Below are 11,686 nucleotides of genomic sequence, written 5' to 3' on the forward strand. Positions count from 1 at the left end.
CAGGCTGCCCCCTTGGTGCGGTGTTCAGGGAACGAAGGCCGTACACGTGATAGTCAGCGCCCCTTTGTGGTGCGCTGTATGGAAAGGTAAAGCAAAGATGGTACAGGTGAGAGTGCACCAGCCGGTCAACAACGACGGCAGTATCAATCTCGAAGCATGGCTCGATCATGTGGTGAGCGTCGATTCGCAGCTCGATCGACCGGCCTTGAAAGAGGCCTGCGAGTTCGCCCATGAGGTCGAAAAGAAGGGTAACCCGGCCAAGCATTCCTGGGCCGACGGTACATCCAGTTTCCAGGCGGGGCTGGAGATCGCCGAAATCCTCGCCGACCTCAAGCTCGACCAGGATTCGCTGGTGGCCGCCGTCATCTACCGGTCGGTGCGTGAGGGCAAGGTGACGCTGGCCGAGGTCGGCCAGCGCTTTGGCCCGGTGGTGTCCAAGTTGATCGACGGTGTGCTGCGCATGGCCGCCATCAGCGCCAGTCTCAGTCCCCGACAGTCACTGGTGCTGGGCTCCCAGGCGCAGGTCGAGAACCTGCGCAAGATGCTGGTGGCCATGGTCGACGACGTGCGCGTGGCACTGATCAAGCTCGCCGAGCGTACCTGTGCCATCCGCGCGGTGAAGGCCGCCGATGACGAGAAACGCCTGCGCGTGGCTCGCGAGGTGTTCGACATCTATGCACCGCTGGCCCATCGCCTGGGCATCGGTCATATCAAGTGGGAGCTGGAAGACCTTTCGTTCCGCTACCTCGAACCCGACCAGTACAAGCAGATCGCCAAGCTGCTGCACGAACGTCGACTGGACCGCGAGCGCTTCATCAGCGACGTGATGAACCAGTTGCAGAACGAGCTGCTGGCCACCGGCGTGAAGGCCGACATCAGTGGTCGGGCGAAACACATCTACTCGATCTGGCGCAAGATGCAGCGCAAGGGCCTGGAGTTCAGCCAGATCTACGACGTGCGCGCGGTGCGCGTGCTGGTGCCCGAAGTGCGCGACTGCTACACCGCGCTGGGCATCGTGCACACCCTGTGGCGGCACATTCCGAAGGAATTCGACGACTATATCGCCAACCCCAAGGAAAACGGCTATCGCTCGCTGCACACTGCGGTGATCGGGCCCGAGGGCAAGGTGCTGGAGGTGCAGATCCGCACCCACGCCATGCACGAGGAAGCCGAACTCGGCGTTTGCGCGCACTGGCGCTACAAGGGCACCGACGTCAAGTCCAGCTCCAACCACTACGAAGAGAAGATCTCCTGGCTGCGTCAGGTGCTCGAGTGGCACGAGGAGCTGGGCGATATCGGCGGCCTGGCCGAACAGCTGCGGGTCGATATCGAGCCTGACCGGGTCTACGTGTTCACCCCCGACGGACATGCCATCGACCTGCCCAAGGGCGCCACGCCGCTTGATTTCGCCTACCGCGTGCACACCGAGATCGGCCACAACTGCCGTGGCGCCAAGATCAACGGGCGCATCGTGCCGCTGAACTACAGCCTGCAGACCGGCGAGCAGGTGGAGATCATCACCAGCAAGCACGGTAGCCCGAGCCGCGACTGGTTGAACTCCAACCTGGGCTATGTGACCACCTCGCGCGCCAGGGCCAAGATCGTCCACTGGTTCAAGCTGCAGGCCCGCGACCAGAACGTGGCCGCCGGCAAGACCCTGCTCGAACGCGAACTGGCCCGCCTGGGGCTGCCGCAGGTGGACTTCGAGCGCCTGGCCGAGAAGGCCAACGTCAAGACCGCCGAGGACATGTTCGCCGCCCTTGGCGCCGGCGACCTGCGCCTGGCGCATATGGTCAACGCCGCCCAGCAACTGCTGGAGCCCGAGCGTCTCGAACCGGTCGAGCTGGTTCCGCGTCAGGCCCGAGGCATCCGTGCCGGCAAGCGCAACGATATCCAGATCCAGGGGGTCGGCAACCTGCTCACGCAGATGGCCGGTTGCTGCCAGCCGCTGCCGGGCGACGCCATCGTCGGCTATATCACCCAGGGCCGTGGCGTGAGCATTCACCGGCAGGACTGCGCCTCGGTGCTGCAGCTGGCGGGCAAGGAGCCGGAGCGCATGATCCAGGTCAGCTGGGGACCGATCCCGGTGCAGACCTACCCGGTCGATATCGTCATCCGTGCCTACGATCGGCCAGGGCTGCTGCGTGACGTGTCGCAGGTGCTGCTCAACGAGAAGATCAACGTGCTGGCGGTCAACACCCGCTCGAACAAGGAAGACAACACCGCGCTGATGTCGCTGACCATCGAGATTCCCGGGCTGGATGCCCTCGGGCGTCTGCTGGGGCGGATCTCGCAGTTGCCCAACATCATCGAGACGCGGCGTAATCGTACCCCTTGATACTTTCATCGCGGGGCAAGCCCGCTCCCACGCCACCTGACGGTCGGTTCGTGGGAGCGGGCTTGCCCCGCGATGAGGCCGGTAAGGACGACTCATGACTTACACCCTAGACGACCTGCTGCATCTCATGGCCCGCCTGCGCGACCCGCAGTATGGCTGCCCCTGGGACCTCAAGCAGGACTACGCCAGCATCGTCCCGCACACGATCGAAGAAGCCTACGAGGTCGCCGACACCATCGAACGCGGCGATTTCGAGCATTTGCAGGGCGAGCTGGGCGATTTGCTGTTCCAGGTGGTCTACTACAGCCAGCTGGCCCGCGAGGAAGGACGCTTCGAGTTCGTCGGCGTGGTCGATTCGATCACCCGCAAGCTGATCCGCCGCCATCCTCATGTGTTTCCCACCGGCGATCTGTATGCGCCGCTGGACACCCCGGCGCTGAGCGAGGCCCAGGTCAAGTCGCGCTGGGAAGAGATCAAGGCCGAGGAGCGCGCCGAGAAGAGCGAGCCCGAGCAGTTGTCATTGCTCGACGACGTCCCGGCGGCCTTGCCGGCGCTGTCTCGCGCCGCCAAGCTGCAGAAGCGCGCCGCCACGGTCGGATTCGACTGGCCCGAGGCGTTGCCGGTGTTGGACAAGGTCCGCGAGGAGCTCGACGAAGTGCTGCAGGCCATGGCCGATGGCGACAGCGATGCACTGGAAGACGAGCTCGGCGACCTATTGTTCGCCACCGTCAATCTGGCGCGGCATCTCAAGCACGACCCGGAAAACGCCTTGCGCCGGGCCAATCGCAAGTTCGAGCGGCGTTTCCGATTCATCGAACAGGCATTGCGCGAGCAGGGCCTGAACATCCAAGATCGTACCCTCGACGAGCTGGACGCCCTGTGGGGCGAGGCCAAGCGTCAGGAAAAGAACCTGCCCAGCTGCGGCTGAGCCGATGCATAAGTGAGTGAACACCCCATGAGCCTTTCCCTTCGCGACCAATTGCTCAAAGCCGGCCTGGTCAACCAGAAACAAGTCTCGCAGACCAACAAGGCCGAGAAGAAACAGAAACGCCTGGAACACAAGGGCCAGGTGGAGGTGAACGACAGCCAGCAGCGTCTGGCCAAGGACGCCATGGCCGAGAAGGCCAAGAAGGACCAGGAGCTGAATCGCCAGCTCCAGGAGAAGGCCGAGCAGAAGGCCCGTGCCGCGCAGATCAAGCAATTGATCGAAGCGACCCGCCTGCCCAAGCTGACCACCGAGGACTACTACAACTTCGTCGATGACAAGAAGGTCAAGCGCATCGCCGTCAACGCCCTGATGCGCAGCAAGCTGAGCAATGGCGCGTTGGCGATCGTCGCCCATGGCGGGGGGTACGAAGTGATCCCGCGGGAAGCGGCGGTGAAGATCCAGGAGCGCGACCCCAACCGTATCCTGCTGCTCAACACCCATGTCGAGGAGGCGGACGAGGACGATCCGTACGCGGCCTACAAGATCCCGGACGATCTGATGTGGTAAACCTGAAAAACCCCGCCTTGGCGGGGTTTTTCATTGGAAGACTGGGTCATTGCGACGGTCGCTGGCTCTCTAGGTACTCCAGCTCCATGCGGTATTTCTGGGCAAGATGTTCGTCGTGGAACATGCCGACCAGCTGGCCTTGCTGACGCACTTCCCAGATACGCAGGCCTGCGGCCTGGCTTTCGTGGGACATTTTCGATTCGTCGCGTTCGGTTACTTGGACTGTCATCGTTAAACTCCACTTCTTGGTTGGCTGCGGCACTGTGTCGCAGGACTCCTTTATAGAATTTGTTAGCAGGCTAAGTAAATAAAACGGCGATGAAACAAGTTTCATGAAAGGTAACGCATACCCTGTAGGAGCGGCCTTGTGTCGCGAAAGGGCTGCGCAGCAGCCCCAGGATCTTGGCATCATGCAAAATTGCCGGGGCTGCTGCGCAGCCCTTTCGCGACACAAGGCCGCTCCTACAGAGACCACCTTGGCCTGGGCAAAAAGAAGCCCCGCACAAGGCGGGGCTTCGGGTGTTGCAGGCAGCGGTATCAGTTGCCCTTGACCGCCTTGCCATCGACCGTGCCGTCCTGCAGCACGATCACGTATTCCTTGCCATCGGTTTCGACCTGACGCAGCTGCACCAGCAGGTAGTCCCAGTCCTTGGCGAACCACAGCTCGGTGATGCGCTTGCTCTGACTTGGGTCGCGCACGCGCTCGACCTTGACCGCATCGACCTGACCGGTCTTGGTGGCGACTTTTTCAGTGCCCAGTACGCGGAAGTCGTAGGTGTCGATCTCGTCGCCATCGACCACCTGATAGGTCATGCTTTTCTTGCCGGCTGCCACGTCATGCTGCAGGGCCAGCTGGTAGGACGACTTGTCCAGCACGCCGCGGTTGAGCGGCAGGCTGATGGCGTCGCCACGGTCGCTGCCGGTGACCTTCTTGCCGGTCCAGTCGAAGTTCAGGTCGACTTTCTTGGCCTTGCCCAGGCCACCACGTTCGAAGTGGTACTTCTGTGGCAGCAGGATGTCGTTCTCCATGCGCAGGGTGCTTTGCTCGGTGAGGCTGGCGATCATCATGGAGGCCTTGAAGTTAAGGTCCCAGGTACCGTTGGCATTCTTGACCAGGCTGCGTTCGGCGGTGCCGCTCATGGGCAGCTGCTTCCAGTCGGCGGTGTAGCTGGCCGCGAAAGGCTTCAGATCAGCTGCCTGGAGGGGCAGGGCGAGCACGGCGAGAGCCAAGAGCAGGGCGCGACGCATAAATTCTCCTAGGATCGAATCAAGTGACCGCTGGCCGCCAGCGGCTGGCCATCCAGTAATGCACCCTGTTCGCCCAGACGCAAGCGTCCTTCGGCGAACCAGCGCACCGCCAGCGGGTAGATCTGGTGTTCCTGCAGGTGCACGCGCTGGGCGAGCGTCTGCGCGGTGTCATCCGTTGCCACGGGCACCACAGCCTGTACGACCAGAGGCCCGCCATCGAGTTCCTCGGTGACGAAGTGCACGCTGCAGCCGTGCTCGGCGTCGCCCGCCTCCAGCGCGCGCTGGTGGGTGTGCAGGCCTTTATACCTGGGCAACAGTGACGGATGGATGTTCAGCAGGCGACCCTGGTAGTGGCGCACGAAATCGCCACTGAGGATGCGCATGAAACCGGCAAGCACCACCAGGTCGGGTTGGAAGCCGTCGATCAGCGCCATCAGCGCTGCGTCGAAGGCCTCGCGCCCGTCGAAACCGGTGTGCGACAACACGGCGGTTTCGATGTCGGCGGCCTTGGCACGCTCGAGGCCGTAGGCATCGGCACGGTTCGAGATGACCGCGCCGATGCGTGCCGGGCTGTCGCTGGCGCTGTTGCTGTCGATCAGTGCCTGCAGGTTGCTGCCGGAGCCCGACAGCAACACGACTACATTGCAGGGCATCAGTGTGCCTTGAGGTTGTGCAGCTCGACCTGGGCGGCGCCTTCGGCGGCCACGTCGATGCGACCGATCACCCAAGGTTGCTCGCCTTCGGCGCGCAGCACGGCCAGGGCTTTGTCGACCTGGTCCTGGGCCACGCAGATGACCATGCCCACGCCGCAGTTCAGCACGCGGTGCATTTCATGCTCGTCGACGTTGCCTTTTTCCTGCAGGAAGTCGAATACCGCCGGACGCTGCCAGCTGGCCACGTCGACCACGGCCTGGGCGCCTTTGGGCAGTACGCGCGGGATGTTGTCCAGCAGGCCGCCACCGGTGATGTGGGCCATGGCCTTGACCGCGCCGGTCTGCTTGATCAGCTGCAGCAGGGGCTTTACGTAGATGCGGGTCGGCGCCATCAGCAGGTCGGCCAGCGGCTTGCCGTCGAGCTGGGTGTTGTCGATGTCGGTGCCGGACACTTCGAGGATCTTGCGGATCAGCGAGTAGCCGTTGGAGTGCGGACCGGAGGACGGCAGCGCGATCAGGGCGTCGCCGGTGACCACTTTCGAGCCGTCGATGATCTCGGCCTTTTCCACCACGCCGACGCAGAACCCGGCCAGGTCGTAGTCTTCGCCTTCGTACATGCCGGGCATCTCGGCGGTTTCACCACCGACCAGCGAGCAGCCGGCCAGTTCGCAACCGGCGCCGATGCCGGTGACCACAGTGGCGGCCACGTCGACGTTGAGCTTGCCGGTGGCGTAGTAGTCGAGGAAGAACAGTGGCTCGGCCCCGCAGACCACCAGATCGTTGACGCACATGGCGACCAGGTCCTGGCCGATGCTGTCGTGCTTGTTCAGGTTCAGCGCCAGGCGCAGCTTGGTGCCGACGCCATCGGTGCCGGAGACCAGCACGGGCTGCTTGTAGCCGGCCGGGATCTCGCAGAGGGCGCCGAAGCCACCCAGGCCACCCATGACCTCAGGGCGTGCGGTGCGCTTGGCGACGCCCTTGATACGTTCGACCAGTGCTTCGCCGGCGTCGATGTCTACACCGGCGTCTTTGTAGCTCAGGGAGGGTTGCTTGCTCATTGATCCAGGCCTTTAAGAGGGAGGGATTCGTGGAAAACGACCGGACGGCCAAGGTGTACGTCACTGGTCTGCGAAGGCGCGCGATTTTATCAGGATTGCCCCGCAGCGGCCATCCTCAGGCCGACGGGCAGGCGGCAAAACCGGGCAAAAAACCTGTTTCTCCGTGCGTGACTGGTTGGCGCGCCGGGGCCTGTATAAGGTATAGCCATGGCGACGACTGGAAATGACCGATGACGGGGAGCAATTTGCCACCTCGCGCGGTCACAGCCGAACGATCGATACGCGTCGCCCCTTGGTCATCTGGACAGGAATCCTCAATGCGTCTTCTCAATTTCCTCGCTGCGGGTTGCCTGGCCTGCGTCGCCGTCGCCGCGCAGGCCGAAACCGTTTCCGGCCTGTACCAGGTCCGTGAGCCACTGGACGGGCAGGGCAGCGAGGCTCGCGCCCAGGCCACCGGCAAGGCCCTGGACACCCTGGTGCTGCGCCTGACCGGCGACCCCAAGGCGCCGCAGAACCCGGCGCTGGCCGCCTTGCGCAAGGATCCGCAGCAGATCATCAACCAGGTCGGGACCGAGGCCGGGCCGCCCGAGTCGGTGCTGGTCGAGTTCGACCCCGGCAGCACCGAACGCGCCTTGCGCCAGGCAGGGCTGGCCTTGTGGGGCAGCAACCGACCCTCGATCCTGGGCTGGTGGCTGAACGACAGTGTCGAAGGCAGCAACCTGGTGGGCGATGGCCAGAGCGCCGCCGAGCCGCTGCGGCGTGCCGCCCAGCACCGGGGCTTGCCGCTGCGCCTGCCATTGGCCGACCTGCAAGAGCAGTTGGTGGCCAACGCCAAGCAGCTCGAAGGCAATGACCCGGCGCCGTTGCGCGAGGCGTCCGAGCGCTATGGCGCCGATGCGCTGCTGGCCGTGCATGCCCACGAGGCCGATGGCAAGTGGCAAGGTAAATGGCAGTTGTGGCTGGGCGATCAGCGCGAGCAGGGCAGCGCCGAGGCGGCCGATCAGGCGGCCCTGGCCGATGCGGTGCTGCTGGCGGTGAGCAGCCGCCTGGCGCCGCGTTACGTCACCCGGCCGGGCGCCAGCAGCGATCTGCAGGTGCAGGTGCAGGGCATGAACCTGCAGCGCTACGCCGAGCTCAGCCGCGTGCTGGAGCCTTATGCTGGCCGGCTGCAGATGGCCGACGGCGGCACGCTGACCTATCGCGTCACCGGCAATCGCGAGCAACTGCGCGCGCAGTTGGGCCTGGCCAAGCTGCAGGAGCTGCCTGTCGAGCCGCCGGCACCCGCGCCTCAGGCCGAGCCCGGGGCCGTGCCCCCTGTCGTTGCCAAGCCGTTCGACGGCTTGCGTTTTCGCTGGTAAGGAGTGACGCCGATGACCGACATGCGTCGCTGGATCTGGCTGGGCGTGGCACTGGTGATCGCCGTGCTGCTGTATTTCCTGCACAACATTCTCTCGCCGTTCCTGGTGGGCATACTGCTGGCCTACCTGGCCGATCCACTGGTCGATCGCCTGGAGCGGCTGGGGTTGTCGCGTACCTGGGGCGTGGTGGTGGTGTTCAGCCTGTTCACCCTGATCTTCCTGGCGTTGCTGCTGATCCTGGTGCCGATGCTGGCCAAGCAGTTGGTGCGCCTGTACGAGCTTGCGCCGCAGATGCTCGACTGGCTGCAACATGTGGCCTTGCCCTGGGTGCAGAGTCGCCTGGGATTGGCCGATGGCTTCTGGAAGTTCGACAAGATAAAGGCCGCTATCGGCGAGCACATGGGCCAGACCACCGATATCGTCGGCATGCTGCTGTCCCAGGCCACCGCCTCGAGCCTGGCGCTGATCGGCTGGCTGGCCAACCTGGTGCTGATCCCGGTGGTGGGCTTCTACCTGTTGCGTGACTGGGACCTGATGATGGCCAAGCTGCGCAGCCTGCTGCCGCGCCAGCGCGAGCCGCAGGTGGTGGCGTTGGCCGGGGAGTGCCATGAGGTGCTGGGGGCGTTCGTGCGCGGGCAATTGCTGGTGATGCTGGCCCTGGGCGTCATCTATTCCACCGGGCTGATGCTGGTGGGGCTGGAACTGGGCCTGTTGATCGGCATGCTGGCCGGGCTGGCGGCGATCGTGCCGTACATGGGCTTCATCATCGGCATCGGCGCGGCGCTGGTCGCTGGGTTGTTCCAGTTCGGTGGCGAGCTGTACCCGATGCTTGGCATCGTCGCGGTGTTCATGGTCGGGCAGGCGCTGGAAGGCATGGTGCTGACGCCATTGCTGGTGGGCGATCGCATCGGCTTGCACCCGGTGGCGGTGATCTTCGCGATCCTCGCCGGTGGCGAGCTGTTCGGTTTCACCGGCGTGCTGCTGGCGTTGCCGGTGGCGGCGGTGATCATGGTGGTGCTGCGGCACATGCATGACCTGTACAAGGAGTCGGACATGTACGCGCAGGATATCGACCCCGATCTGTAGCACTGCTTCGCGGCAAGCGGGCTCTCATAGGATTCCTCAGTCCTGTGGGAGCGGCGGTGCGCCGATGCGACTTGCCCGCGAACACCAGCAAGGCTGGTGCCATCCAGCACGCGCCAGAATTACGCAACTTCTTGATTTTGCTTGCGCTATTTCCTTCGCCGATTGTGCCGCCCGCGTTGCGGGTATAGACTTTGCACACTGTTCACCAAAGGCCCCCTGTGGTCCTCGCGACCGCCAGCCAGCATGAAACCGATCCAGTTGCCCCTGGGTGTGCGTCTGCGCGACGACGCCACCTTCATCAACTACTATCCGGGCGCCAATGCCGCGGCATTGGGTTACGTCGAGCGGCTATGCGAAGCCGACGCCGGCTGGACCGAAAGCCTCATCTACCTGTGGGGCAAACAGGGCGTGGGCCGCACTCACCTGTTGCAGGCTGCCACCCAGCGTTTCCAGCAGTTGGGTCAACCCGCCGTCTACCTGCCCCTGGCGCAATTGCTCGATCGCGGCGTCGAGCTGCTCGATCATCTCGAACAATACGAGCTGGTGTGCATCGACGATCTGCATGTGATCGCCGGCAAGGCGGATTGGGAAGAGGCCATGTTCCATCTGTTCAATCGCTTGCGCGACAGTGGCCGGCGCTTGTTGCTCGCCGCGTCCAGCTCGCCGCGCGAGCTGCCGATCAAACTGGCCGACCTCAAGTCGCGGCTGACCCTGGCGTTGATTTTCCAGATGCGCGGCATGTCCGACGAAGACAAGCTGCGCGCCTTGCAACTGCGTGCCTCGCGCCGGGGCCTGCACCTGACCGACGAGGTCGGCCACTTCATCCTCACCCGCGGTACGCGCAGCATGAGCGCGCTGTTCGACCTGCTCGAACGTCTCGACCAGGCCTCCCTGCAGGCCCAGCGCAAGCTGACTATTCCATTCCTCAAGGAAACCCTCGGCTGGTAGCCTTGAAAACACGGTGCCAGAGCGTCAAAACGGAAAAGTCACATCTTTTTCGATAAAATTTGCAAATGGGTCCGATAGAGGGCATAGTTTCCCCCTTCTAAAGGACTACAGACACGGTCGTGCCCATGCTGAAGCGCTTCGCACCCCTCGTGCCACTTGCACTTGTCACCCTTCTTTACGGCTGCGCCTCCACCGGCCCGGTCGCACCCTCGCAGGACTCTCGCGTGGCCACCGAGCAATCGGTCAAGGCCAAGGCTTCCGTCTCTTCCGTATTCACCGAGGAAGAACTGGCCAGCGAAGAGGATCTCGAGGCATTTTCCAGCAACAGCAAACCGTACCAGCTGCCTGTGCTGGCCGACAGCATTCTCGAGCGTGGCATGTCGCTGATCGGTACCCGCTATCGCTTCGGCGGCACCTCCGAGAAGTCCGGTTTCGATTGCAGCGGTTTCATCGGCTACCTGTTCCGTGAGGAAGCCGGCATGAACCTGCCGCGCTCGACGCGCGAAATGATCAACGTCGACGCACCGAAGGTCGCGCGCAACAAGCTCAAGCCGGGCGACTTGCTGTTCTTCAGCACCAGCGGTCGTGGCCGTGTCAGCCATGCCGGGATCTACCTGGGTGACAACCAGTTCATCCACTCCAGCAGCCGCCGCAGCGGTGGCGTGCGCATCGACAGCCTGGGCGATCGCTACTGGAGCAAGACCTTCATCGAGGCCAAGCGCGCCCTCGCCATGGCGCCGACCACGATCTCGCGCAATTGATTTGATATCAAAATGCTGTAACCTCGCACGGCGGCGTAGCTGAAAAAGCTCGCCGCCGTGCGCATTTACAGAAAGCGTCTAATCTAAACTCTCAACTCTTTTTACCTTCGGCCGTGGCCGTGGGGTTCTCGACAGGACGTTCGCATCATGGCGATGTTGGCGCGCTTCGCACTCCTTTCCCTGGTGGCCCTGCTCGCGGCCTGCTCCAGCCGTGCGCCCGCACCGGCACCGGTCCCCAAGTCGCCAATGGTGTTCAATCCAGCGCCTTCCTCGCCGGCGGCGGACGATGTGCTGTTCCGTGCCATCGGCCTGGTGGGCACGCCGTACCGCTGGGGTGGCAATACGCCCGACTCCGGATTCGATTGCAGCGGCCTGATTGGCTATGTGTACCGTGACGCTGCTGGAATCAGCCTGCCGCGCTCGACCCGCGAAATGATCGTCATGCGTGCGCCCAACGTGGCTGTCAACGCGCTGCAGTCCGGCGACCTGGTGTTCTTCGCCACCAGTGGTGGCTCGCAGGTCAGCCATGCCGGCATCTATGTGGGCGAAGGGCGCTTCGTCCATGCGCCGTCCACAGGCGGGACCGTGCGCCTGGACTACCTGTCCAACAGCTACTGGGCCAAGGCTTACCTGCAGGCCAAGCGTGTGCTGCCACCAGGCCACCTGGCACAGAATCCCTGAAGCCTGAGCGCTCCCCCGGAAGCGCTTGCACGTTTCGACCTGACCACACAGATATCTACC

At 63.7% G+C, this 11,686-nt stretch carries 12 protein-coding genes; 8 read left to right on the plus strand and 4 right to left on the minus strand.

Translation table 11 applies throughout. The annotated features are described in order from the left end of the window. Positions 1 to 97: 97 nt before the first annotated feature. The 3 genes from relA to ACYUME_RS06570 all read left to right on the plus strand — a co-directional run bounded on the left by relA (position 98) and on the right by ACYUME_RS06570 (position 3,833). Positions 98 to 2,338 carry a GTP diphosphokinase gene (gene relA, locus ACYUME_RS06560; RefSeq protein WP_279911553.1) on the plus strand — a complete coding sequence of 747 codons (2,241 nt, stop codon included), beginning with the start codon at positions 98 to 100 and terminating at the stop codon, positions 2,336 to 2,338. A 94-nt stretch (positions 2,339 to 2,432) separates the two neighbouring features. Next, complete coding sequence (gene mazG, locus ACYUME_RS06565; RefSeq protein WP_460418370.1) at positions 2,433 to 3,266, plus strand: nucleoside triphosphate pyrophosphohydrolase; 834 nt, start codon at positions 2,433 to 2,435, stop codon at positions 3,264 to 3,266. Between the two features lie 27 nt (positions 3,267 to 3,293). Beyond that, positions 3,294 to 3,833 (plus strand): DUF2058 domain-containing protein, encoded by a 540-nt coding sequence (locus ACYUME_RS06570; protein WP_279911555.1) that lies wholly within the window; start codon positions 3,294 to 3,296, stop codon positions 3,831 to 3,833. 46 nt (positions 3,834 to 3,879) lie between these two features. Here ACYUME_RS06570 and ACYUME_RS06575 read toward each other — a convergent pair whose 3' ends face one another. From ACYUME_RS06575 to purM, 4 genes are all read right to left on the minus strand, one after another. Continuing rightward, positions 3,880 to 4,062, minus strand: coding sequence for a hypothetical protein (locus ACYUME_RS06575; protein ID WP_460418371.1), 183 nt, complete (start codon positions 4,060 to 4,062; stop codon positions 3,880 to 3,882). A gap of 308 nt (positions 4,063 to 4,370) precedes the next feature. Next, entirely contained in the window at positions 4,371 to 5,081 is a 711-nt protein-coding gene (locus tag ACYUME_RS06580; protein WP_279887901.1) for a DUF3108 domain-containing protein, read from the minus strand. An 8-nt stretch (positions 5,082 to 5,089) separates the two neighbouring features. Continuing rightward, complete coding sequence (gene purN / locus ACYUME_RS06585) at positions 5,090 to 5,734, minus strand: phosphoribosylglycinamide formyltransferase (protein WP_279887899.1); 645 nt, start codon at positions 5,732 to 5,734, stop codon at positions 5,090 to 5,092. After that, positions 5,734 to 6,792, minus strand: a complete 1,059-nt coding sequence (purM, locus tag ACYUME_RS06590) for a phosphoribosylformylglycinamidine cyclo-ligase (protein WP_279887897.1) — start codon at positions 6,790 to 6,792, stop codon at positions 5,734 to 5,736. Before purM ends, purN begins: the two co-directional genes overlap by 1 nt. Positions 6,793 to 7,109: 317 nt before the next feature. Here purM and ACYUME_RS06595 point away from each other — a divergent pair, with 317 nt between their 5' ends. The 5 genes from ACYUME_RS06595 to ACYUME_RS06615 all read left to right on the plus strand — a co-directional run bounded on the left by ACYUME_RS06595 (position 7,110) and on the right by ACYUME_RS06615 (position 11,626). Continuing rightward, a complete protein-coding gene (locus tag ACYUME_RS06595) occupies positions 7,110 to 8,150 on the plus strand; it encodes a DUF2066 domain-containing protein (protein ID WP_279887896.1) in 1,041 nt (346 codons plus the stop codon). A 12-nt stretch (positions 8,151 to 8,162) separates the two neighbouring features. After that, positions 8,163 to 9,236, plus strand: coding sequence for an AI-2E family transporter (locus ACYUME_RS06600; RefSeq protein WP_279887894.1), 1,074 nt, complete (start codon positions 8,163 to 8,165; stop codon positions 9,234 to 9,236). Between the two features lie 243 nt (positions 9,237 to 9,479). After that, complete coding sequence (gene hda, locus ACYUME_RS06605) at positions 9,480 to 10,184, plus strand: DnaA regulatory inactivator Hda (RefSeq protein WP_050704543.1); 705 nt, start codon at positions 9,480 to 9,482, stop codon at positions 10,182 to 10,184. A gap of 125 nt (positions 10,185 to 10,309) precedes the next feature. Beyond that, a complete protein-coding gene (locus ACYUME_RS06610; protein WP_279887891.1) occupies positions 10,310 to 10,945 on the plus strand; it encodes a C40 family peptidase in 636 nt (211 codons plus the stop codon). Positions 10,946 to 11,092: 147 nt separating this feature from the next. Next, positions 11,093 to 11,626, plus strand: coding sequence for a C40 family peptidase (locus ACYUME_RS06615; protein ID WP_279887889.1), 534 nt, complete (start codon positions 11,093 to 11,095; stop codon positions 11,624 to 11,626). Positions 11,627 to 11,686: the final 60 nt, after the last annotated feature.

It is taken from the genome of Pseudomonas sp. microsymbiont 2, assembly GCF_054788395.1.